21 protein-coding genes and 1 tRNA gene are annotated in these 25,029 nt (G+C 53.9%); all 22 read left to right on the plus strand.

From position 1 onward, the window contains the following. The coding region (locus KJ869_04420; protein ID MBU1576435.1) for an ATP-binding protein at positions 1-1,409 on the plus strand (1,409 nt) is incomplete at its 5' end. Between the two features lie 148 nt (positions 1,410-1,557). Then, positions 1,558-1,785, plus strand: a complete 228-nt coding sequence (locus KJ869_04425) for a hypothetical protein (protein ID MBU1576436.1) — start codon at positions 1,558-1,560, stop codon at positions 1,783-1,785. After that, complete coding sequence (locus tag KJ869_04430; protein MBU1576437.1) at positions 1,773-2,336, plus strand: hypothetical protein; 564 nt, start codon at positions 1,773-1,775, stop codon at positions 2,334-2,336. Before KJ869_04425 ends, KJ869_04430 begins: the two co-directional genes overlap by 13 nt. A 4-nt stretch (positions 2,337-2,340) precedes the next feature. Next, positions 2,341-3,666 carry an imidazolonepropionase gene (gene hutI, locus KJ869_04435; protein ID MBU1576438.1) on the plus strand — a complete coding sequence of 442 codons (1,326 nt, stop codon included), beginning with the start codon at positions 2,341-2,343 and terminating at the stop codon, positions 3,664-3,666. Between the two features lie 170 nt (positions 3,667-3,836). Then, positions 3,837-5,510 carry a glutamate formimidoyltransferase gene (gene ftcD, locus KJ869_04440; protein MBU1576439.1) on the plus strand — a complete coding sequence of 558 codons (1,674 nt, stop codon included), beginning with the start codon at positions 3,837-3,839 and terminating at the stop codon, positions 5,508-5,510. A 66-nt stretch (positions 5,511-5,576) separates the two neighbouring features. Further along, positions 5,577-7,142: a tetratricopeptide repeat protein gene (locus KJ869_04445; GenBank protein MBU1576440.1), complete on the plus strand. Its 1,566-nt coding sequence runs from the start codon at positions 5,577-5,579 to the stop codon at positions 7,140-7,142. Between the two features lie 18 nt (positions 7,143-7,160). Then, complete coding sequence (locus KJ869_04450; GenBank protein MBU1576441.1) at positions 7,161-8,036, plus strand: AAA family ATPase; 876 nt, start codon at positions 7,161-7,163, stop codon at positions 8,034-8,036. Between the two features lie 40 nt (positions 8,037-8,076). Beyond that, positions 8,077-10,278, plus strand: a complete 2,202-nt coding sequence (locus tag KJ869_04455; GenBank protein ID MBU1576442.1) for a tetratricopeptide repeat protein — start codon at positions 8,077-8,079, stop codon at positions 10,276-10,278. A gap of 11 nt (positions 10,279-10,289) precedes the next feature. Then, positions 10,290-12,623, plus strand: coding sequence for a DNA internalization-related competence protein ComEC/Rec2 (locus KJ869_04460; protein ID MBU1576443.1), 2,334 nt, complete (start codon positions 10,290-10,292; stop codon positions 12,621-12,623). A 272-nt stretch (positions 12,624-12,895) separates the two neighbouring features. After that, entirely contained in the window at positions 12,896-13,384 is a 489-nt protein-coding gene (locus KJ869_04465) for a hypothetical protein (GenBank protein MBU1576444.1), read from the plus strand. A 322-nt stretch (positions 13,385-13,706) separates the two neighbouring features. Then, positions 13,707-14,483 carry a deoxyribose-phosphate aldolase gene (gene deoC, locus KJ869_04470; GenBank protein MBU1576445.1) on the plus strand — a complete coding sequence of 259 codons (777 nt, stop codon included), beginning with the start codon at positions 13,707-13,709 and terminating at the stop codon, positions 14,481-14,483. A gap of 161 nt (positions 14,484-14,644) precedes the next feature. Further along, positions 14,645-15,292, plus strand: coding sequence for an endonuclease III domain-containing protein (locus KJ869_04475; protein MBU1576446.1), 648 nt, complete (start codon positions 14,645-14,647; stop codon positions 15,290-15,292). A gap of 301 nt (positions 15,293-15,593) precedes the next feature. Next, positions 15,594-16,604: an ATP-binding cassette domain-containing protein gene (locus KJ869_04480; GenBank protein ID MBU1576447.1), complete on the plus strand. Its 1,011-nt coding sequence runs from the start codon at positions 15,594-15,596 to the stop codon at positions 16,602-16,604. Further along, positions 16,601-17,401: an ABC-2 family transporter protein gene (locus KJ869_04485; protein MBU1576448.1), complete on the plus strand. Its 801-nt coding sequence runs from the start codon at positions 16,601-16,603 to the stop codon at positions 17,399-17,401. The genes KJ869_04480 and KJ869_04485 overlap by 4 nt, the downstream gene beginning before the upstream one ends. After that, the gene (locus KJ869_04490) at positions 17,323-18,255 is read left to right on the plus strand and encodes an ABC-2 family transporter protein (GenBank protein ID MBU1576449.1); all 933 of its coding nucleotides are present in this window, start codon (positions 17,323-17,325) and stop codon (positions 18,253-18,255) included. Before KJ869_04485 ends, KJ869_04490 begins: the two co-directional genes overlap by 79 nt. Positions 18,256-18,351: 96 nt before the next feature. After that, on the plus strand, positions 18,352-19,404 hold the full coding sequence (locus tag KJ869_04495) for a rod shape-determining protein (GenBank protein MBU1576450.1): 1,053 nt from the start codon (positions 18,352-18,354) through the stop codon (positions 19,402-19,404). A gap of 19 nt (positions 19,405-19,423) precedes the next feature. Then, positions 19,424-20,377, plus strand: coding sequence for a rod shape-determining protein MreC (mreC, locus tag KJ869_04500; protein MBU1576451.1), 954 nt, complete (start codon positions 19,424-19,426; stop codon positions 20,375-20,377). Then, a complete protein-coding gene (gene mreD / locus KJ869_04505) occupies positions 20,374-20,856 on the plus strand; it encodes a rod shape-determining protein MreD (protein ID MBU1576452.1) in 483 nt (160 codons plus the stop codon). Before mreC ends, mreD begins: the two co-directional genes overlap by 4 nt. A 5-nt stretch (positions 20,857-20,861) precedes the next feature. Continuing rightward, positions 20,862-22,673, plus strand: a complete 1,812-nt coding sequence (gene mrdA / locus KJ869_04510) for a penicillin-binding protein 2 (GenBank protein ID MBU1576453.1) — start codon at positions 20,862-20,864, stop codon at positions 22,671-22,673. Beyond that, positions 22,670-23,896, plus strand: a complete 1,227-nt coding sequence (gene rodA, locus KJ869_04515; protein MBU1576454.1) for a rod shape-determining protein RodA — start codon at positions 22,670-22,672, stop codon at positions 23,894-23,896. Before mrdA ends, rodA begins: the two co-directional genes overlap by 4 nt. A gap of 176 nt (positions 23,897-24,072) precedes the next feature. Further along, positions 24,073-24,852: a prolipoprotein diacylglyceryl transferase gene (gene lgt / locus KJ869_04520; protein MBU1576455.1), complete on the plus strand. Its 780-nt coding sequence runs from the start codon at positions 24,073-24,075 to the stop codon at positions 24,850-24,852. 47 nt (positions 24,853-24,899) lie between these two features. Beyond that, positions 24,900-24,975 (plus strand) — tRNA-Thr (locus KJ869_04525). Positions 24,976-25,029 lie beyond the last annotated feature (54 nt).

Here is a 25,029-nt window from a genome sequence, read left to right on the forward strand (position 1 = left end):
ATAAATTATCAAAAGAGGGAAAATTTTATTGGAATTATGCAAATAAAGATAAATTGGTTGAATTATATAAAAACAAAACTCATGGGATAGATTACTATACTGATAGGAATGACCCAATAAATACGACTAAAGCAAGCTCATTTGAAGATATTTGTCCAACTTTCAATGAGGTCATTACAGCTAAAATACAAAACTTACAAAATATATTTATAACTTCGCACAGGTCAATATTACTTGAACAACCTGTAAGCAATGTTAACTCTGTATTGGAAAATGGGAATGGGAGCAAAGTGCCAGGTTATGTATTTGAATCGCTGCATAATGGACAATTAAGCGATCAAAAGTCAATTATTAAAAATATTGTAAAAGAAGTGGAGAATTTTTTTGGATTTAAAACAGGTGTTTCGATAAATCCCTTAAAATATAATAGTGGTGTATTGTTTAGTTTAGAAGAGATAAATAAACAAGAATTACCTATTACCTTTTATGGCCAAGGTACAATTTCAATATTTTTGTTAATTTTTTATTTGAAATTTCATAAGTTATATAATAAGCCATTATTGATGTTTATTGACGAGCCAGAAAATTCGCTACACCCAGGGTTGCAGAAAAAAGTATTAAAGTACTTTATTGACGAGATAAAAGAGAATAAAAACATACAACTGTTTATTGCAACTCACTCTCCGTCTTTTGTTGAATTTAATGAAAATACATCAGTTTATTATGTTGATAATGGAGTTGAAAATGATAAAGTATTTAAACGCATAACAAAAGAAAATATTACGGCTGTTTTAGATCCAATTGGTTTTACAATGAGCCATGTGGGTCTTGCGGATGTTGTCATTTTTGTCGAGGGGGTTACTGAATTATTTGTGCTAAGAGAATTTTTATTAGCATTTGATGATACAGCAGATGCTATAAATGCGAATAGGATTATATTTCATAATATTGGCGGTGATAATTACTCACACATTAAACCAGAAGATATGTTGAAAATATCACTAAAACCGGTTATTTGGATGGATAGTGAATTAGATAGATCCCCTGCAGAAGGTGGCAATCAACAAGGGCGCGAGAATTTTATTATTGAATGTGATAAAATGGGTATATTAACCTTTTTTAATAAATCATTCCGAAACATTGAAAACCTCTTGTCTAAAAAAGCAATCGCAAAAATATTAAAAACTAAAGTAAGTAATTTATCTGGTTTTGGGCCTTATGATTTATTGAATGAGTATATGCAAGAAGTTAAGCAAAAGGACCCGGATGCAATAATGTATAATAAAGATGACAGGTGTTGGAAAAAAGCCGCAGCTATGGCACAAGAAATGGTTAGAAACAGTGAAGTTGTTAATAATCCAATTATTAAGGATTTTCATGATAAAATCATAGAAAAGATAGCAACATAAATGCACCTCATCATCCAACATATCGGCCAACTGCTAACCCTTTCCCCTCACCTTTAGGGTTGACCTCACCCCAACCCTCTCCTAAGGCATTAGGAGAAGGAGGAAAAGGTCGGGTGGCTAACTGCAAAACCAATAAAAATATGCTCCAATGACAAATATTACATCATTACCCAAACTAAAGGACAAACTGCAGCGCCGGGAATACCTGGGAATATTGCGAAAAATGACCGGTCAACAGCGGGTGTTGCTGGGCTGTGAGCTATATGACCTGGCCCTTCGGCTGATGCAGGACGGCATCCGCCACCGGCATCCCGAGTATGACGACCGGCAGGTACAGCAGGAAACCACAAAACGTATGTTAAGATGCAACAGATAGAATTTTTTACTTCGGTGATCCGGATGCTTAACGAAATAGGCGTCCAGTACATGCTGACCGGCTCGGTGGCTTCGAATTTCTATGGCCAGCCCCGGCTGACCCACGATGTGGACCTGGCAGTGGCAATAACATCCGGACAGATAAAAACACTGTCAGCGAAATACCCCGCGCCCCGGTATTATATCAGCCAAGAGGCCGCTGTGGACGCCATTAAAACCAAGACCATGTTCAATCTGATCGATTCCGAGACGGGGCTTAAGGCCGATTTCTGGATTTTGGATGAGGATGATGCCCTGAAAAGCTCGGCTTTCCATCGCCGCCAGGCGGCCGAGGTTCTTGGGCAGAAAACGTTCATTGCCACCCCAGAGGATATCATACTTTTAAAACTCGATTGGCACCGGCAGGCCGGAGAAGCCACGATCCAGTTTCAGGATGCATTGTCTGTGTTTGAGATACAACATGATGAGCTCGATCTGGATTATTTGAGATCAATGGCAAAATCCGCAGGCTTGGCAGAATTATTGGCTAATTTGGAATCGCAGTCGGAGTGATCTAATGCACCTTATCATCCAACATATCGGCCAACTGCTAACCCTTTCCCCCTCTCCTCAAGGGTTGACCTCACCCCGACCCTCTCCTAAGGCATTAGGAGAGGGAGGACGGGCAAGGGTGAGGGCGGCCATGTCCGAGCTCGGCATCATCGAGGACGGGCTGGTGGCAATCGAAAACGACAAGATCGTGGCGGTGGGCAAAACTTCAGATCTCAAGCCCAAGCTAAAACTCCTGCCCCACACCAAGGTCATTGACGCCAAGAATCAAGTGGTCATGCCCGGTTTTGTGGACTGCCACACCCATCTGGTCTACGGTGGCTCCCGCGAGGACGAGTTCGAGATGCGGGCCTCAGGGATCACCTATCAGGAGATCGCGGCCAAGGGCGGCGGGATACGTTCCACGGTCAAGGCCACCAGGCTGGCTTCACGCGAGGTCTTAAAGCGCGATGCCCTAAAAAAGCTGGACCGTATGCTGATGTGGGGAACCACCACGGTGGAATCCAAGAGCGGCTACGGGCTGGAGACCAAGACTGAGATCAAGCAACTACAGGTCAATCAGGACCTGAATAAATTGCAGCCGATAGAGGTGGTGTCAACTTTTCTGGGGGCGCATGAGTTTCCTGAAGAATACAGAAGTCAGAATTTTGAATCTGGAATTGACCGGGAAGGATATGTCAAGCTGATCTGTGAGGAGATGATTCCCAAGGTGGCGGAGGCCAAGCTGGCCGAGTTCTGTGATGTGTTCTGTGACCAGGGGGTGTTCACCCCGGAGGAAGCGACAAAGATCCTGGAGACCGCCAGCAATTTCGGAATGTACCCCAAGATCCACGCCGACGAACTGGCCTCGGTGGGCGCGGCCGAGGTGGCCGGAAAGGTCAGGGCGGTCAGCGCCGAGCATCTTTTATATCCGTCACAAACAGGTTTGGACCTGATGAAACAGGCCGGCACCATCGCAGTCCTTCTGCCAGGCACCAGTTTGACCATCAAGAAGAATTACGCCCCGGCCCGGAAGATGATCGAGATGGGCATCCCGGTGGCGCTGGCAACCGACCTCAACCCCGGCTCCTGCACCATCGAGAACATGCCGTTCATCATCGGGCTGGCCTGCCTGTATCTGGGGCTGACCCCGGCGGAGGCCATCTGCGCCGCCACCTACAACGCGGCCTGCGCTCTCAAACGGGGCGACAGGATCGGTTCAATAGAGATCGGCAAGCAGGCCGATCTGCTGATCATGGATATTCCCAATTACCGGTATATTCCGTATCATTACGCGGTGAATTACGTTAAGACGGTGGTCAAGCGGGGGAAGATAGTGGTGGGGACCAGCTAAACCGCTAAGACGCAAAGGACGCAAAGAAAATCCCAACTCTTTACCTTGGTGTCTTTTCGGTTCAGTGTGATATATAGACATACATGGCGCCCTTGTAAAAAAACCTTAGCGAGCTTGGCGTCTTCGCGGTAAAGAAAATTAAATTATCACATATATTTGGAGCAAGTAATATGACTAAGTTAGTCGAATGCGTACCGAATTTTTCCGAGGGCCGCGACCGTAAGATAATCGATGCCATTTCCGATGCCGTCCGCTCGGTATCCGACGTCAAATTATTGGACGTGGATCCCGGGGCCGATACCAACCGCACCGTCTACACTTTCGTGGGAACGCCGGAAGGCGTCAAGGAAGCCGCTTTCCAGGCCGCCAAGAAGGCCCACGAGCTGATAGACATGTCCCAACACAGCGGAGCCCACCCCCGGATGGGGGCCATGGATGTTTGCCCCTTCGTGCCGGTATCGGGCGTCACCATGGACGAGTGTGCCCAGATAGCCAAAGACTTAGGCAAACGGCTGGGGGAGGAGCTGGAGATCCCGGTCTACCTATACGAATTCGCCGCTGCCTCTCCGGAGCGCCAGAGCCTGGCCGATATTCGAACCGGCGAATACGAGGCGCTTGAAGAAAAATTAAAAGACCCCAAGTGGAAGCCGGATTTCGGCCCGGCCAAGTTCAAACATAAATGGGGGGCCAGCGTGGTGGGCGCCCGGGAATTTTTGATCGCCTACAACGTCAACCTCAACACCCGGGACAAAAAGCTGGCCAACGAGATAGCCCTGAACATCCGCGAGGGCGGGCGGGCCAAGAAGGATGCCTCGGGCAAGATCGTCAAGGATGCCCAGGGAAAAACGGTAAAAGTCCCCGGCCGCCTGAAGGCGGTGCGGGCCATCGGCTGGTATATCGAGCAATACCGCCAGGCCCAGGTGTCCATCAACCTGATCAATTACAACACCACCCCGCTGCATGTGGTGTTCGAGACCGCCCGGGAGGAGGCGGAAAAGCTGGGCCTGATCGTCACCGGCTCGGAACTGGTGGGCCTGGTTCCCCTGAAACCGATGCTGGATGCCGGAAAATTCTACCTGAAAAAACAGGGCAAATCGGCCGGGCTGCCGGAGAAGGAGTTGGTGGAGATCGCCATCCGTTCGCTGGGGCTCGATCAACTTTCCGAATTCGATCCGGCCAAGAAGATCATTGAGTACAACTTCATCCAGCCTGCCCCGCTGATGTCCATGACCGCCAGGGATTTTGTGGACGAAGTCTCCTCAGAATCCCCGGCCCCGGGCGGAGGCTCGGTGGCGGCTCTGGCCGGCAGCTTGTGCGCGGCATTATCAGCCATGGTAGCCAATCTTACCGTGGGCAAGCAGGGCTACGATAAGGTCTGGGAGGAAATGTCCGTTCTGGCAGAGAGAGGGCAGGAAATCAAGGACAAGCTGTCCAAGGCGGTGGACGAGGATACCAACGCCTTCAACCACCTGATGGAGGCCATGCGCCTGCCCAAGGGGACTCCGGAACAGAAAACAGCCCGCGAAACGGCCATGGAACAAGGATACAAAAAAGCCGCCGCAGTCCCGCTGGAGACCGCCAAGACCTGCCTGAAGGCAATGGAGCTTTCACTGGGCGCGGCCGAAAAAGGCAATGCCAATTCGGCCTCAGATGCCGGAGTGGCCGCCCTGATGGCCCGGGCCGGGGTGGAGGGGGCGGTGCTGAACGTGCTGATAAACCTGGGGTCGATAAAAGACCAGGCTTTCAGGGACAGTCATGTAAAAGAATGCCAGGACCTGAAGAAGGAATCGGCCGACCTGTGCGATGCTGTCCAGCAGGCGGTGATGAAAAATATAAAAATGTAATTGTAATTTTAGTCCCAGTCCTATATAATCCTATATTATAGGCAATGACTTTGGAAAATATTAATTATGGCTGAAATAAACCGATTGAAAGAGCAGGCCCGGGCTTTTTACCAGAAGGCCGAGTGGGAGAAGGCCAAGAGGGCGGCGGAGCAGATTGTCTCCATCGAGCCGGAGGATTCCGAGTTCAACCTGACCCTGGCCAATATCTATCTGGAATTGGGCGAGGGGCGCAAGGGCCTGGACATGTACGAGAAGGCCTTGAGGCTTTCGGAGAAGTCCGGGGACTTCAGCCGGGTGATCGCCGCCTCCAAGAAGATTTTGTCTATTGACAAGGATAGGATAGAGTTATATAATAAGATAGCTGAAGGATATCTTAACCTGGGGCTGAAGAGCGGGGCCGTCCGGGAGTGGGTCCGTTATGCCAACCAGATGAAGATCCGTTCGGATTTTACTGCTATGGCGGCGGTATACCAGCGGATAACAGACATTATTCCGGAGAATCCTCCCTTAAAAGCCGGTTACCAGAAGATCAGGCAGCTGGCGGACCAGGCCGTTTCCGACAATTCGGAGAATGCCCCGGAGCCGGCGGATATTGTCCCCTACCGCCGTTTGGTGGACGTGGCTCTGAAGATGGGTCAGGCCAGGAAGATCATCGAAACCCAGCAGAGCTATGCCCGGGTGCTGCAGAGAAGGGGCTTTGTCCGGAAGGCCAGGGCGGTCTATCAGAAGATACTGGAACGCGATCCCGGCAATGAAGAAGCCCTGGCCAAGGTGCTTTCATCGTCCGAGGACAGCGCCCTGGATGATAAAAAACTTCAATCCGAGCTGCTGGAAGCCTGCAAAAACTACCAGGAACTGATCTGGAACAAGATAGACGAAGCCTATGAGCCTTATTACGACCTGGGCATTCTTTTCCGGCAGGAGGGCTTAAAGGACGAGGCCATAGTTGAATTTCAGAACTCCATCAAAGGCGGGAACCGGCAGTTAAAGGGATTTGAGATGCTGGCGGTATCATTCCTGGAGCAGGGTGATTACGGTCTGGCTAAAGAAGTGCTCAGCCAGGGCCTCTCCATCCGGAAATTTTTGGATAATGAATATGTGGGCCTGCACTACAACCTGGGGGTGGCCCATGAGCAACTGGGGGATTCCCAGAAGGCTTTATACGAGTACGAGCAGGTCTACGTCATTGATATTACCTATAAGGACGTCGCCAAGCGCCTGAGGGATCTGGAGAACAAATTCAAGGATCCGCAGCAGACCAGGATCACCCTTCCGGAACAGGAGGCGGCTGCCGGCCCGGGTTCCGGCATTGAGCCGGGATCATTAGAACCGGCGTCTGAAGAAGCGCCGAGGCAGATAGTTGCCGTTGATGAGATAATCGAAAGGATCCCTGCGGAAGCGCTTCCCGCCGGCGATGAGGAATTTTATCCAAAGGCCGCGGTGATCACTCTCTCTGAGAATACCAGTGACGATAGATATGCTCCGCTGGATGAGAATGATGATGTTTCATATCAGCAGGCAAATTTGCCGATTGAGGAGACGGCTTCCGAAACAGAAACGGAAACCGAACCGCCCCCGGAGACAGCGCCGATAGTCCTCAGCCAGAAAGATAAAGGGCTTTCTTTCCTATAATATTTTTTAGGAGAATCAATGGACTACGAAAGATTTTTCAAGCTTAATGACGATCCTTTTTCCAATATCCCCGACAGCCGATTCTACTACGACAGCCCCCAGCACAGCCGGGCCATAATACATCTGGCCCACGTGGCCGAGAGGATGAGGGGTCTGGGGGTGCTGACCGGAGAGGTGGGCACCGGAAAGACCATGCTGGCCCGGCGCCTGTTGGAGATCCTCCGCGAGGACGGGAGGTTTGAGACGGCGCTGCTGGTGCTGACCCACGGCGATTTCAGTCCATTATGGTTTCTCCGGAGGGTAAGCGCACTTTTAGACGTCAAGGAGGCCCCCGAAGATAAGACCCAGGTGTCATCGGCCCTGGCCCGTCGTTTGATGGAGATCCATGCCGAGGGCCGCAAGGCGGTGATCCTGATCGACGAGGCCAATCTCCTGCGGGGGCAAGCCATGCTGGAGGAGATCCGCGGCCTTTTGAACCTGGAGCTGTCCGATGCCCGGCTGATAACCTTCATCCTGTTCGGCATGACCGAGGTCAACCAGAACCTGCTGGTGGATGTTTCGCTCAATCAAAGGGTGTCGGTGAAATATCACCTGGGTCCGCTGGATGATGCTGCGGCCAGGGAGTACGTCCAGCACCGGCTGGTGGTGGCCGGCCGCGAGGAGGAGCTTTTCACCGATACCGCCTATGAACTGATCGCCCGGTATGCCCAGGGCCGCCCCCGCCTGATAAACGCCATCTGCGACAACGCCCTGATGGAGGGCTGCCTCCAGGAGAAGGACCTGCTGGACGCCTCGGTAATTCAGATCGTGGCCAACAATCTGGGACTGGACGACGGCGCGGAGCAGACGGCCGGAGTGGCGGCCGGGGCCGAGGCCAACGAATACGGATTCTGATCTAGAAGCGGATTAAATTCACAAAACGATAAATGGTGCGATGGCAAAAGTTGATCAAATAAGGGCCAAGGCGGCCGAATATTTCCAAAAGGGCGATTTCGCCAAAGCGGTGAACGAGTATAAAAAAGTGCTGGATCTGGAGCCCGGAAATGCCAGTACCTACAATTTCATCGGCGACGCCTATGTGAAGCTGTCCAATGTCGGAGAGGCGGTCTCCAGTTATCTGGAGGCGGTCAGGGGCTACAGCAACGACGCCCTTTATAACAATGCCATTGCGGTCTGCAAAAAGATCCTCAGGGTCAACAAGGAGGACCCCGAGGTTTACAAGACCCTGGGAGAGCTGTATATCCAGCAGGGGCTGGTCAACGAGGCCATCACCAATCTTCTGGAATACGCCGAGCGGAAGATCAAGCAGGGCAAATCCGACGAGGCTTTTCCGATCTATCACCAGATCGTAGAACTCAATCCCCAGAACCTGGCGGTACGCTCCAAATTGGCCGAGATGTATCTGACCCAGAAGAAGATCCCCGAAGCCATAGAGGAATTCTCCCAGCTGGCCAAGGCCTACCGGAACCAGGGCCGGACGATCGAGGCCGAGTCCTTGGAGGCCAAGGTCAGGGGGATGAAAGGGGAGGCCGCCCCGGCCCAGGCAGCGCCGGAGGCCGAGGTCAGGCCCGATTCCATCATCGAGGAACTGTCCCAGCAGCGATCCGAAGCGTCGGCCGAATCCGCTCCGGAACTGGTGATCGATAAAGAACCGGAGCCGCCCAAGGAGGAAGATGCGGCCAAACAGGACTGGGCCACCAACATCGAGCTGGGCGACCTGCTGGTCGAGATCGGCTCCACCCAGGAGGCCCTGGACCAGTACCACACCGCGGCCAACGGCTACATGAACGACGACAACGTGGAAAAATCGGTGGAGGTATACAAGAAGATAGCCAACCTGCAGCCCCTGGAGCTGCGCAGCCGCCAGAAGCTGGTGGAGATCGCCCTGCAGAACAACCAGTCGGAGGCCCTGATAGAAGCCTATCTGGGGCTGGCCGAGTGCCTGCACCGCAGGGAACTGAGGGAACAGGCGGCGGCGGTTTACCAAAAGGTTCTGGAGATAGATCCGGTTAACGAGAATGCCCTGGAGAGCCTGTCCCTATTGCTTCCGGAGATGCCCGAGGGGGCTTTCGAAATGCCGGGCATGGAGATCCATCAGGAGTCGGCGCCTTCTCAGGCGGCGGTTCCCGATATTTCATTCAGCCAGCCGGCAGCCTCCCAATTCGAAGGGCAACCCCAAGCACCGGAGCCTGCTGCCTGGCAGCCGGAACCGGTCCAGGCTGAGGCCCCGCCGGCCTTGGACGCATCACAGCCCGAGCCGGAAGATACCCAGTCGGAGGAGCCCCAGTTCCATGGTCAGCCGGCCGAGCCACCGGCCAGCGATGACGTTCATTGGGGACGGGAGATAGTGGAGGGAGGCCGCCAGTCAAGGGTCAAGTTCAGTGTGGCCGATGAGGAGCCGGCCGCAGCCCCGGGCGCCCAGGAAGAATTTCTTTCGCTGCAGGACATCCTGGCCGAGTTCAAGGAAGGGGTCTATCAAAGTATAAACCAGGAGGATTTCCAGGGCCATTACGATTTGGGCATAGCCTATAAAGAAATGGGCTTGGCCGAGGAGGCCATTGCCGAGTTCCAGGTAGCTTCCAAGGGCGAGAAGGAGCGCCTGAAGTCCTTCGAGATGCTGGGCATCTGTTTTCTGGATCGGGGGGAGCCCAAGTTCGCCATCAAACAACTGGAGCGGGGGCTCTCCACCCCGGGCTACAGCGATGAGGACTACATCGGCCTGCGGTATAACCTGGCCCAGGCCTATGAGCTGACCGGGGAGATCCCCAGCGCCATCAAGACCCTGGAGGATATCTACACCACCGATGTCAATTTCAGGGATGTGGGACAGAGGCTGCAATCCCTGAGGGCTTCCATGGCGCCCGCCGCTCCTCCGGCCGCAACACCCAGGCCGACGCCTCAGGCGCCTCAGCCGGCCCCGGCCGTTGCTCCGGCTCCCCAGGCCAGGCCGATACCCCAGGCTCCGCAGATCCAACGTCCGGCTGGGCCTCCACCCAGGCCCGGTATGCAGCCTGCCGCCCCGGCTCCCCAATTTCAACCGGCGCCGGAGCAGCCAGAAGCTGAATCCGCACCCAAGCCCAAGCCCATCCCATCCAAGCTGAAGAAACCGGAAAAGCAGAGGATATCCTACGTTTAATATGGTTTGAAATGGACAGATATCCGGCCCTGAAAATTTTCATAATCTTGTTATTGGGGGTGCTGACCGCCTCGGCGTTCAGCATCCCTTTTATTTTTTCAGGACTGATAGCTGCGGCATCGCTGCTGCTGGCCTGGGCAGGTTATCGGTTCAGAATTAAAATGGTTGCACCGGCCCTATATCTGGCCTTGATGGCGGCAGGTCTGGCCAGTTATCAAATAAGGCACTCCACCATTTCTCCCCAATGGGATCACGGCAGCAGACAGATCCTATTGGTAAAGGCAGCCTCCGAGCCGCGCCGGACGGATAGGGGGTGGAGATTTGTATCCCGGGCCATTGCCCGGCGCAGCGGTGATTCCTGGCAGCCAGCCGATCAGAAATTGATGACCTATATCGGCTTCCAAGGGGAAAGCCAGCCGGAATACGGGGATGTATTGACGGTGGAGGGGATCTGGCGTAAGGCCGCCGAGCGGCGCAACCCCGGAGGCTTCGATTACCGCCAGTATCTGGAACGCCAGGAGGTGTCGGGGATATTCACCGCCAACAGCCATAAGATCTTATCGCACTCCCGGGGTAATATCGTGATGTCCGGCCTGATCATCCCCTTGCGGAAGTACGTCAGAGGGACCATCGACCGCTATCTGGGGGGCGACCCGGGATCCCTGCTGGCCGGGCTGCTGCTGGGGGAGCGATACAACCTCTCCCGGTCAGTCCGGGAGGCATTCTCCGACACCGGGACCGCCCATGTGCTGGCGGTGTCCGGGCTTCATGCGGCGCTGATGGCTTTTATCGTTTTCATCATCCTGCGCCTATTGCAACTGCCCAAGCGGGCGGCCAGTCTGGGGACGGTGGCCGGGCTGGCGGTGTATACCTTGCTGGCCGGGGCCAGCCCGTCAATCGTCCGCTCCTCCATCATGGTGGGGGCGGTCCTGCTGGGCGGGCTGTTCGAACGGAGGGGAAACGGCCTGAACATGCTGGGGCTGGCTGGCCTGCTGATACTGGCCTTCTGGCCGGATGCGGCCTGTGACATCGGTTTCCAGCTGTCCTTTGCCGCTACCGCCGGGATATTGATATTGACCAGGCCCATCGAAACCCAGCTTTTCAGGGCCTCCAGATCGGCCCGGTTGAGAAAATGGATATTGACTCCGCTGGCAGTGTCCCTGGCCGCCCAGATATTTACCGCCCCGTTGTTGGCCTGGTATTTCCACCGCGTTCCATTGATCTCACTGGTTGCCAACCTGGTGGTGGTGCCGCTTACCGGGCTGATCCTGGCCCTGGGCCTGGCGATGGTGCTTTTAAATCTTCTGGGCGGCTGGATTGCCTGGCCCATGGCCGCCAGCGCTTATATCTGTTCCCGGGCCATGCTGGACTCGGTAGCGTTCTTCAGCCAACTGAAATTAGGGACCATCAACTGGCCGACCGTGACCTGGCCCCAGCTGGCATTGTATGCCGGGGTCTGCCTGCTGCCCTTTCTGTGGCGAAGGGCCGGGAAGGCACGCCTGGCGGTCACTTCCGTGATTCTGATGGCGGCCACCGTTCTGGTTTGGCAACAGGTTCTGGCCCGGCCGGCCGAACTGAGGATCACTTTTCTGGATGTGGGCCAGGGGGACTGCGCATTGGTGGAGATCCCCAATGGGAAAAAATACCTAATAGACGCCGGGCTGTATACGCCCTACCGGGACAGCGGCCGGGACGTTATCCTGCCTTTCTTGAGATCCCGAGGAATAACCAAGCTTGACGGGGTGGTTATCAGCCACAGCGACGCCGACCACTGCGGCGGGCTGTCATACCTGCTGGACCGTGTAAAGATCGGGAAGCTTATCATCAGCGACCACCCCAGCGCTCAGCCGATGTTCAACCGTTCTTTGGAACAGGCCAAAGCGGGAAAAGTCGCGCTGGAGGCCGTCTCCGGCTACGACACCCTGTGTGGGATCTGGCCGGCCCGGGGTTTTCTGTACTCCCGTGAGGACAGCATTGATAACGGCAATGAGTCATCCCTGATATTTTATCTCCAGTATGGCAAGGCCAGTTTTTTATTTTCCGGGGATATGGGGCCGGAGTTGGAGGGAATCCTGTTACAGAAGGGTTTGCTGGGTTCCTGCCGGGTGCTCAAAGTGCCCCACCACGGAGCCCGGCCCAATAATCCGGCGGAGCTGGCGGAGATCATCAAGCCGGAGATTGCCATCACCTCGGTTGGCGAGAACAATCGGTTCGGGCACCCCGCCCGGGAGGCGCTTGCTAACTATGAAAAATGCGGATCCAAAATATTCAGGACCGATCACCACGGGGCGGTCATCATTGAATCCGACGGAGAAAATATCACCTATAAAAGCATCATAGAATAGAGAGGGTGAAATAGCTTATTAAAATAATTGACAAGGCTCCATCAGTTATGTAAAATACTCAAATGAAGTTTTATTACTACTCCAGGATTGGCGTTGGAAATATCATTACGATGGCAAACCATTTGGTGCAAGGGGTTGCGCTGGAATGCAAGGCTATACAAATAGTTGGAATCTTTGCCATGGATTAATTAGAATAGGATCAAATATTCCTTTATTTGTCAGACCTTTTATTTTCCCTAACAATAATAAATAAAAGAAGAGGTGTCTTCGAAATGAGAAAACATTTTCAAATTATTTGTATGTTGTTTATTTGCTGTTACTTTTATTCAACCGCAAATGCTAATATGATTAAAGAATTAAAAGATATTACACAATTTATTTATGTAATTCAAAATATTGCAATGCATGATAGCGCCTGTACAATAAAGAATTTAAATTATTTGTTTGGACCACATAACGAATATGAAATAGATGCATTGGATGATAGTTTAAATGTTAAAGAGATAAATAAAAGAATATCGAATCCAAAATGCAAATCGGTATATCTTTTGAATTTTAAAAAACATTATTGGAATATAATCAATCCGAGTGAGTTAGTATGGACCAAAATGGAGCGAGAAGTCGGTTCTGTTGTTTTCTATACAATAACGTTTATTAACCAAAAAAGGCAGACTGTTAAATATGTTATTGGTAAAGAACCTGTCGATGGTTATTATGTTCTAAGTCACCTATCATTAAATGATAAGGAATTATTAGAATGAGCAGTATAACAATGCAACATCCAGGCGGGTGCTTTAAAACAATCGACAAAGATTTGACAGTTATGTAAAATACACAAACGAAGTATTATTAGTAAACCACAGGAACCAACGCGGCATTGCCCTACATAGCGTTATACGCTTGGGGTTTATTATTTTCCATTATTTTGCAAAGACCGCTTGACATAATAGGGACATATATTGTATACCGCTATTGCATAAATAATTATTAAATTATTCGTGAAGCATAGCAACCCACACACAATTGATTACACAGTGATGAAGAATAGGTGCATGACCCATTAAAAAAACAGAGAGGGTAATAATGGAAACTTTGATTGAACAGATCAAACAGAAACTGAAGAACTCCGGGGTCCCCGCCGATTGCGAAAGGCCCCTCTCCGGTGTCTGGAAATCTGTCAAGGACGAGATCGCCGGGGCACAGAAGGTAACGGACTCCAAAGAACTGGCCGCCCATATTGACCATACATTGCTCAAACCGGAGGCCGACAGACAGGGCATCATAGACCTATGCCGCCAGGCGGCCGAAAACGAATTCTGCTCGGTGTGTATCAATCCATATTGGCTGCCGCTGGCCAAAGAAAATCTCAGGGGCAGCGCCGTAAAATTATGCACGGTGTGCGGCTTTCCGTTGGGGGCGGACGATCCGGCACTGAAGTCGGACGAGGCCCGAAAATCCGTTGAGCAGGGGGCCGACGAGGTGGACATGGTGATCAATATCGGTGCGTTGCGTTCCGGTCTTTACCGTGAAGTCTTCGACGACATCGCCGGGGTGGTGAAAGCGGCCGGGGGCAAAACAGTGAAAGTGATCATCGAGACCTGCCTGCTGACCCAGGAGCAGAAGATAGAGGCCTGCCTGATCGCCCGGGGGGCCGGGGCGCATTTTGTGAAGACCTCCACCGGGTTCTCTTCCGGTGGGGCCACGATCGAGGATATAACATTGATGCGGCAAACGGTGGGACCGGATCTGGGGGTAAAGGCCTCCGGCGGGGTGAAGACCGCCGAGGATGCTATGGCCATGATAAAAGCCGGGGCCAACCGGATCGGGACATCATCAGGAGTGAAAATTATTGGTAAATAGGGAAATCCATATATTTAAAAGGCGGGCAACCCCGCCTTTTTTTATTTTCACCTGAAATTATATGTGCTATCATCTTCAATTTACAAGACTTACCTGCTATCCAACAAAAATCATATAAACATTGACACTTATTCGTAACTTGTGCTAAAATAACAAATTACATGATATACGGGAAAAAGTTATTAAAAATATATAAAATTCTTTTAAAAGAATACGGACCGCAAGATTGGTGGCCGGCCGACAGCCCTTTTGAGGTAATGATCGGCGCGGTGCTGACCCAGAACACCAATTGGATCAATGTCTCCCGGGCGATAGAGAATTTGAAGAAGAAGGATCTGATCTGCCCGCATAAGATCGCTGGCATCTCTAAGCGAAAACTGATCTCGGCCATCAGGCCGTCCGGCTTTTACAACCAGAAAGCCGCGTATTTAAAGGGTCTCAGCCAATATGTCCTGCAGAGATTTTCCGGCGATTTAAGAAAAATGTCTCGGGTCGAGACCAGCGTTCTGAGAGATGAATTGCTGGCAATCAAGGGCCTGGGTCCGGAGACGGTTGATTCAATTCTTTTATATGCTTTGAACAAACCCGTCTTCGTGATAGACGCCTATACCCGGCGGATCTTCGGCCGTCACGGGATCAAAATAAAAGAATCTGATTATTCATCCTGGCAAATATTTTTCGAATCGCATCTGCCGAGTGATCGGAAATTATTCAACGAATATCATGCCCTGATAGTAAGGCTGGCCAAGGAGAAATGCCGCAAGAGACCTGATTGCCAAGGCTGTCCGCTGGAGGGTGTCTCCTTTTAAACTAATATGTTTTATCAGAGACACGTCATTGCGATTATTACTACGGCGATTAAATACAGTGATTCGTCATTCCTGCACTTCATTGCATTCAGCATAAACTCCGGCAGGAATCCAGGCCTGGATGCCATTCGGAATTTATCCCGCACTTGATGCGGGAAGGGCTTGACAATATGGATTATTGATCTATTTAAACGCCGAGGTAATATAACCTTATTTTTGGCAGATGAAGCAATCTGGGATATCCTTGGATTCCTGCCTTCGCAGGAATGACCATTAAAATAAATCTATATTTTTGCGATCAATGCCCATAATCGAAGTAAATGAACTGGTAAAGAATTTCCGGACCTTCCGCCGCCGGAGCGGGCTGTGGGGCTCCTTCAAGGACCTGGTCAACCGCAAGTACCATATTGTCCGGGCGGTGGACCGCATCAGCTTTTCCATCGAGCCGGGCGAAGTGGTGGGATACATCGGGGCCAACGGGGCCGGAAAATCCACCACCATCAAGATGCTGACCGGGATCCTGGTGCCCACCTCGGGCAGCATCAGCGTTCAGGGGCTGGTGCCGTACAAGCAGAGATACCAGCATGTAAAAAAAATCGGGGTGGTGTTCGGCCAGCGCACTCAATTATGGTGGGACATCGCGGTGATCGAGGCCCTGCGCCTGTTGCAGAAGATATACGAGATACCCAAAGCGGATTTCGAGTTGCGGCTGAAGAAATTCGAGGAGGTGCTGGGGATCGCGGATCTGCTGAACATCCCGGTCCGCAAACTTTCCCTGGGCCAGCGGATGCGCTGCGACCTGGCGGCCTCCCTGCTGCACAACCCCCCGGTGCTGTTTCTGGACGAGCCCACCATCGGGCTGGATATCGCGGTCAAATCCAGCATCCGGGATTTCATCAAGGAGATCAACCGGGAATACAACACCACCGTGATCCTGACCACTCACGACCTGAGCGATATCGAGCATCTCTGCCGCCGGGTGATCATGATCGACAGCGGCCACCTGATATACGACGGGGATCTCAAATCACTCAAGGACCGGGCAGTGGGCCGCCGCCGGCTGCTGGTGGATTTTATACTGCCCATAGAACGTCCTGGCTTAGAGAAGGTGTTGGCGGGATATCCGGTGGAGATGGAGAGCGATAATCCGTTCCACTGGGAGTTCATCTTCGACCGTAAAAAAGTCAACGCTCCGGAGATAATCGGCCAGCTGCTGTCCCGGCTTGAAGTAAGGGATCTGGAACTGGAGAACCCCAAGATCGAAGATGTGGTCCGGGAAATATACCGCCAGAGACAGCGGGTAAAAACGTGAGCCGACTGGCCAAATACTGGGCATTCATGCGGATGGGCTATCTGACTTACCTGGCCTACCGCTTTCAGGTGCTGATGAACTTCGTCTCCTACCTGCTGATCATCGCCCTGAACTATTTTTTATGGAAGGCGGTTTTCGCCAAGCACCAGGTGATAGCCGGCTTCACCATGGAGCAGATGATGACCTACGTGGTGATCGGCTGGTCGGCCCGGACCTTTTTCGCCAACCGGATAGACCGGATGATCGGCGATGCGGTGCGTGACGGCTCCATTGCCATGGACCTGTTGAAGCCCACCAATTTCCAGCTGTACCACTATTTCCGGGCTTTCGGAAGGGCGGCGTTCATGTTTCTGTTTATGACCCTGCCCATCATTATCGTGGCCTCGGTGATCTTCCCGGTCAGCCTGCCCAGCGGGAAGCTGGGGCCGTACCTTTTCCCCCTGAGTGTGATCCTGAGCTTCTTCCTGCATGCCGGTATCAGCTATCTGACCGGGCTGGTGGCTTTCTTCACCCGGAACAACGAAGGGGTGCTGCGCTTCAAACAGCTGCTGGTGGAGGTCTTCTCCGGGGTGATGATCCCGATCACTTTCTTCCCCGACTGGGTGCAGAATGTTTTGTTCTGGCTGCCATTCAAATACATTGCTTATGCCCCGCTGCGTATCTACCTGGGAATGGAGCCGCTGTCCAAGGTCCACCAGGGGGTGCTGCTGCAGATAATGTGGATTGTGATAATCTACCTGACCGGGCAGATCGTCTGGCATTACGCCATCAAGCGGCTGGAGATCCAGGGGGGCTAAAATATAAAATCAAAGACCAAAAATTAAAAAGCAGAAATAAAAAAACGGGTCATATCAAACGTTTCATCTTTTACATAAACCTGCTGCGGGCCTATCTGTCGAACTCCATCAAGTCCCGCCTGGCCTACCGGGAGGATTTCCTGTCCGGTTTCATCGCCGGGGCCATGATGCAGTTGATAGGGGTGCTGTTCATCGTTTCGCTTTTCGTCAAGGTTCCCAGCCTTAAGGGCTGGCGCAAGGAGGAGATCTTCTTCATCTTCGGCTTCTCCCAGGTCAGCCTGGGGCTGTTCTTCACCTTTTTCTCCAACCTGCTGGAACTGAGCGAAAAATACATTATCGAGGGGCACTTCGACCGGATACTGCTGCGGCCATTGAACAGTTTTTTTCAAGTGGTCACCGAGCGCATCTACTGGGAGGAGAGTTCCACCATCCTGGTGGGCCTGTCGATGATGTCCTACTCCCTTTCCCGGATGCAACTGAACCTGGGGCTGGGCGACTACCTGGTCACCTTCGGCCTAGTGCTGGCGGCCTGCACCATCTACCTGGCGATCTTCACCATTCTGGTCAGCCTGACCTTCTGGTTCAACGACCGGGGAAGCGTGGTCTCGGTGATGCTGATGCTGGAGGGATTCTCCCGCTATCCGGTGACAATCTTCAACCGGGCGGTGCGGGTGATCCTGACCTTTATAATACCGTACGCCTTTACCGCCTTTTTCCCCTCGATGTATGTGCTGGGGAAAGACAAATATTCGATATACGTCTGGATGACCCCGGTGGTGGCCCTGGTCTTCTTAAGCCTGGCCCTGCTGATCTGGCGCCAGGGCACCCGAGCCTACGAGAGCACCGGGAGCTGAGGGCCGAGGGCCTGACAATAATTTTAGCCTCCGCTCTGCCTGCTTTTCTACGTTGTAACTTTAATACTGTAAAATACCATCCAACTTGGAGGAACAATGATAAAGCTTCCTAATCTGCGGGATCTTTTTTCCAGCATCATCTCCCATGACATGGCAGTGGACCTGGGGACCGCCAGCACCCTGGTCTATGTCGAGGGCAAGGGGATAGTCCTGAACCAGCCTTCGGTGGTGGCCATCGAGAAGAAGACCGGCATGGCCATCGCGGTGGGCGACGAGGCCAAGAAGATGCTGGGAAGGACCCCCGACGAGATAAAGGCCATCCGGCCCATGAAGGACGGGGTGATCGCCGATTTCGAGATCTGCGAGGAGATGCTGAGGGCCTTCATCAAGACGGCCCAGAAGCGGCGCTCCATAGTCAAACCGCGAATTATAGTCTGCGTGCCTTCGGGCATCACCGAGGTGGAGAAACGGGCGGTGCGCGACTCGGCCGAACACGCCGGGGCCCGGGAGGTCTACCTGGTGGCCGAGCCCATCGCGGCGGCCATAGGAGTGGGGCTGCCGGTCAGCTCGCCCATCGGCAGCATGGTGATAGACATCGGCGGCGGCACCACCGAGATCGCGGTGATCGCCCTCTCCGGCATCGTCAGCAACACCTCCATCCGCACCGCCGGCGACGAGATGGACGAGGCCATCGTGGAATACCTGCGCAAGAGCTACAGCGTCCTGATCGGCGAGCAGACCGCCGAGGACATCAAGATAAAGATCGGCTCGGCCTTCCCGGTGGAGGAGAGCCGGGAGATGGAGGTCAAGGGCCGGGACCTGGTGTCCGGCATCCCCCGGGCGGTCAAGGTCCGCAGCGAGGAGATCCGCGAGGCCCTGCGGGAGCCGATCAACCTGATAGTGCTGGCGGTGAAGAAGGCCCTGGAGCAGACCCCGCCGGAGCTGGCGGCCGATATTGTGGACGCCGGGATCGTGATGACCGGGGGCGGCTCGCTGCTACGGGGGCTGGACGCCCTGCTGCGCGAGGAGACAAATTTGCCCATCAAGGTGGCCGATAATCCCCGGGAGTGCATCGTGCTGGGGGCCGGCCGGATACTGGAGAGCCGGGATAACTTCGACAAGGTGCTGATGCAGAGCCGCCGAGAATGATTTGGGATAACCGATACTGATGCTTCTCTTCAACCGAAGGATCTGGCACCGACATGATATTGCGGTGCTGATCGCCGCCCTGATGATCTCGGCGGTGCTGGCCATTCTGCCGTCCGGGCTTAAAAAAGCCGCCGGCGGCGGGGTGGTGGGGACGTTGTTCGCCCCGCTGGAATATCCGGCCAGCCAGGTCCGGTCGCTCTTTTCCAGCTGGAAGGACAATCAGGAATTAAGGCTGCGTCTGGCTGTGACCTCCCTGGAGAATATTTCGCTGAAGGAGGCGGCCCGGGAGAATGACGAATTCCGGAAACTGCTGGAACTCAAGTCCCGCACCCAATGGCGGCTGATGTCCGCCCGGGTGGTGGGGCGCGAGCCGGCGGCCCGGGCTTCGTTCCTGGTGGTCGAGCCCAGTGATCCCAAGGACATCAGGGATGATATGCCGGTGGTATCCGACCGGGGGCTACTGGGAAAGGTGGTCAACTCCGGGCCGGAATATTTTCAGGTGTCCACCATCTTCGACCAGGACTCCCGGGTCAGCGCCATAGTGGCCCGCAGCCGGGTGCTGGGCATCTTCCGCACCGACCGGGGGCAGAGGTGCATCCTGGACAGGGTTTCCTTGAGGTCCGATGTCAGGGAGGGCGATACCGTTTTGACCTCGGGCTATGGGCAGGTCTTTCCTTCGGGGTTGATGCTGGGGACAGTGGAGAGGATCCGGGTCGATAAAAGGCAGCTGACGATGAATATTGAAATCAACCCTTCGCTGGATCTGAACCGGATCAGCCAGATGTTCATCATTACCGGCGGGGTCAATCCGCCGCTGCCATCGCTGGTCCCGGCCAAGGCTCAGGACAGCTTGGCGGTTAAGCCCAGAAGAAGGGCTCTGGCCCCGCCGCCCCCGAAGATGGATATTCGGCTGCCCCAGGCCCCGGTGCCGGTGCCGGATGAATCGGAACTGCCGGGAGGGGCCGGACAATGATAAAGATCATCAAGATACTATCTCTGATCTGGTTGGCCGTTTTTATTCAGAGCTCGATTGTAAATATAATCAGCCCCTGGGGGCTGATCCCCAATTTCATGGTGATAGTGATCGCCCTGGCCGGACTGAAGGAGGGGGTGTCGTCCGGGGTGTGGACCGGGCTGCTGGTAGGATTTCTGGCTGACTGTTATCACCCCTCCACCATGGGCCTGTTCGCCTTCGGTGGGACCGTGGTCGGTTACCTAACCGGAATGGCCCGGGATAGGATCTATCGGGAGCAGCTCTTAAGCCAGGCGGCTTTGACCGCGGCTCTGGCTTTAGTGTATCAGCTGTTCGTGTTTTTCGGGCGGGACGGGGGGACGCTCTCCTCCTATCCCCGTTATTTTATCAGGTTCGGCCTGGGGAGCGCCGTTCTCACCGCCCTGGTTGCGGCCATCATCCTGCCGGCTTTAGAACGCTGGGCCTACGGTAAAAGGTAGGGGCCATGGCGCAGGATTATAAAAATAGCTCCCGGGCGGTGGCGGCCCTGATCTTTTGGATAGCGGCCCTGTCAGTGCTGCTGATCCGGACCGCCCAGCTCCAGATAGTGGAAGGGGCCAAATATCAGAACTATGCCCGGCAGAACCGGGTTCGCAAGGTCGCCATCCCGGCCGCCAGGGGATTGATATTCTCCCGGGACAGCGTTATCATTGCCGAGAGCAAGCCGGCTTTCAACCTGGTGCTGGTGGCGGTCAGAGACTGGGGCCCGGCGGTGATAACTGCCTCCCGGATCCTGGGGCTGGACAGCAACTCGGTCAAGCAGGAGATTATTTACCAGAGGCGGGCCTATCCCCAGGATCCGGTGTCCATCGTCCGGAACCTTGTTCCGGAACAGGTGGCCATAATCGAGGAGCACGCCGACAAACTGCCGGGCCTGCGGCTGGCCACCGAATCCAGGCGCAAGGCCCCGTTCGGCGGTTATGCCAGCCACCTGATAGGCTACACCTCCGAGCTGAACTCCAGGGAATACGAAAGGCTTAAGGATCAGAGCTACCGGCTGGGGGATTTTTTGGGCAAGGGCGGGCTGGAGAAACAGTATGAGGATCTGCTGCGGGGAAGCGACGGTTGCGAGTTCGTGGAGGTTGACGCCAAGGGGCGGGAGCAGGGAAACATCCCCGATCTGGAGAGGCTGGAGCCGGTGCCCGGGGTCAATCTCTATCTGACCATCGACTGGAAGCTGCAGCAGCTGGCCGAGAGCCTTTTTACCGACGGCATGTTGGGGGCGGCGGTGGCGGTGGACCCACGGACCGGCCAGATACTGGCCTTGGTCAGCCGTCCCAATTTTAACCCCGACTTATTTTCCACCGGCATCAGCTCCGATAACTGGAACCGGCTGGTCAACGATCCCTCCTTCCCCCTTTGGGACCGGGCCATCCGCAGCGTCTATCCCCCGGGCTCGACCTTTAAGATTTTTACCGCCGCGGCGGCGCTGGACAGCGGCCTAATCGATGAAAAAAAGTTGCTGCCCAAGGCCTGTCACGGTTCGATGAGAATAGGCAACCGGGTTTTCAAATGCTGGAAGGCCGGGGGACACGGCTCGCTGAATTTGCATGACGCCATTGTCCAGTCCTGCGACGTATATTTCTATCAATTGGGGCAATTGCTGGGAGTTCAGGGCATCTCCGATCTGTGCCTTAAGATTGGCCTGGGATCGGAGACAGGCGTCGACCTGCCCCAGGAGGTTCCCGGTCTGATCCCTACCATCGGCTGGTATGAAAAGCGACTTGGAAAAGGCAGCTGGGGCGGAGGGGTTCCCGCCAATTTGTCCATCGGCCAGGGCGAGATATTAACTACTCCTATTCAGTTGGCTGCGTTATATGCGGCAATTGGCAACGAAGGCCTTTTCTTCAAGCCGCACCTGATGCTGAAGGCCGAGACTTACGATGGAAAGTTGGTGGCCGGGGAGACGCTGGAGAGCCGTCAACTGGGAATATCGCCCGCCAGCATTGCCATCATCAAACAAGCCCTGGTCGGAGTGGTCAATCAGCCGGGAGGCACCGGAGGCTCGGCCCGGATTGCCGGGGTGGAGGTGGCCGGCAAGACCGGCACCTCTCAGAATCCCCACGGCGACGATCATTCCTGGTTTGTGGCCTTTGCCCCCAAGGATGATCCGGTGATCTCGGTGGCGGTAATAGTGGAGAATGCCGGCCATGGTTCGGCGGTGGCCGCGCCATTGGCCGGAAAGCTGATTAAGCATTACCTGAAGGAAAAAGGGATAATAGAGAGCGATAACCTTAAAGTGGCGGCGGTTCCATGAAACTTTTCGGATTTCATTCCAGCCGCGATTTTGATATGCAGCTGCTGGCGTCTGTTTTGGTTTTGGTCTGCATTGGAATCCTGTCGGTGTACAGCGCCACCCAGACCGACCAAGCCGGCTTTGAAGGGATCTGGCGAAAGCAGCTGTTGTCGCTGGCCATCGGCCTGGCGGTCATGGTGGTGGCGGTGATCGTGCCCTACCGTTATCTGGAAGCCTTTGCCTGGCCGATATACGGCATCTCCCTGGTTCTGCTGATAGTGGCTCTGCTGGGACCCAAACATATGAACACCCACCGCTGGATACAGGTGGGCGGACAGATGTTCCAGCCGTCGGAGATCGCCAAAATGGCGACCATCTTGGCCCTGGCCAAACTTATTTACAAGAAAGACATGGACCGGGCCGGATTTTTGGGCATCCTGCTGCCGATAGCCATAGTGGTGGTGCCTCTGGTGCTGGTGCTGATCGAGCCGGACTTGGGGACCGCGCTTTCCTTCGGGGCGCTGTTCATCGCCATGATCTTCTGGCAGGGATATCCGGTGAAGAATATCCTGTATCTGCTATCGCCGGTTCTTTCGATGGTGGCGGTTTTCTCCATGCCCAGCTGGATAGTTTTCATGATCCTTCTGCTGCTGTCGTTCTGGTTCTTCCGGATGAAGTTCAAATATGCCTCCTGGATCTTCATGTTGAACACCGTGATCGGAAGCATCACTCCTTTCCTGTGGCAGGGGCTCAAGGATTACCAGAGGATGAGGATCATGATATTCCTCAATCCCGGAATTGATCCCCGGGGGGCCGGCTGGCATGTCCTGCAGTCCAAGATAGCGGTGGGCTCCGGGGGTTTCTGGGGCCAGGGTTTTCTGGAGGGAACCCAGAAGAAGCTGTCCTTCCTGCCGGAGCAGCACACCGATTTCATCTTTGCCACCTTCGGCGAGGAATTCGGGTTTATCGGCTGCCTGTTGCTGTTGCTGCTTTTTTTCTGGACGGTGTACCGCGGCATCGTTATCGCCCGGCAGGCCCGAAACCGTTTTGCCGGCCTGGCGGCGGTGGGCATCCTGTCAATTTTTGGATACCATGTGATCCTGAATATCGGCATGGCCCTGGGAATTTTACCGGTGACCGGGATCCCCCTGCCGTTCCTGAGCTTCGGCGGATCGGCCCTGATCATCAACCTGATGATGGTCGGGCTGCTTCTGAACATCGGCCTGCGCCGCTATGAATACTAGATGGATTTCAGGGATTCTTTTACCGCAGACACCGTCGGCCAAAGCCGGCAAACATAAAAGCAAGCTATGGCGTCGGACGAGGCGCAGAGAATACTTTCGATTATAATTTTTGTGCTTCTTTGCTTGCCGGATATTGTAAACGATTTAAACTTCTTAAACCTTTTAAACATTAAGGTATGCTTCCTACCATTTTTAAAATAGGCCCCTTTACCCTGCACAGCTACGGCTTGATGCTGGCATTGGCATTCCTGTCGGCCATCCTGCTGCTGGAGGCCAAAGCCAAAAGATCCGGCCTGTCCAAGGATGTGATCATGGATTTCGGGCTGGTGGTGATGGTGGCCTCTGTTATCGGCTCCCGGGCCTTCTATGTTTTAAGCCATTGGGTCGAATATGCGGCCCGGCCCTTGACGGTGCTGGCGGTGTGGGAGGGCGGGCTTACTTTCTATGGAGGTGTTCTGCTGGCGGTCCCTGCCGGGATCATCTATCTCAAGAGAAAAGGCATTGCCTTTTGGCCGCTGGCCGATATGGCGGCCCCGGCCTTTGCCCTGGGCCTGGGCATCGGGCGTTTCGGTTGTTTTTTGAACGGGTGCTGTTTCGGGAATCCGTCGTTCCTGCCCTGGGCGGTTAAGTTTCCTGGTGATACCGCCGCCGGAGCGGCCTTCACCTGCGCCCTGCATCCCACCCAGCTTTACGAGGCAATCTTCGGTTTTCTCGCCATGGCCTTTTTGCTGTGGCTGGGAAAAATAAAACATTTCCCCGGGGCGATGTTCTGCCTGTTTCTGGGGATGTACGGCGTTTGGCGTTTTGGGCTGGATCATTTTCGGTACTACGAAGCCAGCCAGCTGTGGCTCTTTGGGCTTACCAATAATCAATGGATAAGCCTGGGGCTGATCGTTTTTGCCCTGGTTTCGTCATTGATCCTCTGGAAGAATAATAAAAGGCAAAAAAGCAAGTAAAATTTATTTACTTTTTGCTTTTATAGTGATAGAATAAAAAGCAGGTTGCCGCTGTAGCTCAGTTGGTAGAGCGACGCTCTCGTAAAGCGTAGGTCACCGGTTCGATTCCGGTCAGCGGCTCCAGAGATGGGGTTAATGGGACGCAGATTTACGCAGATTGTTTTGCTTGGTGAGCAA

It is taken from the genome of Candidatus Edwardsbacteria bacterium (assembly GCA_018821925.1).
GTDB lineage: Bacteria > Edwardsbacteria > AC1 > AC1 > EtOH8 > UBA2226.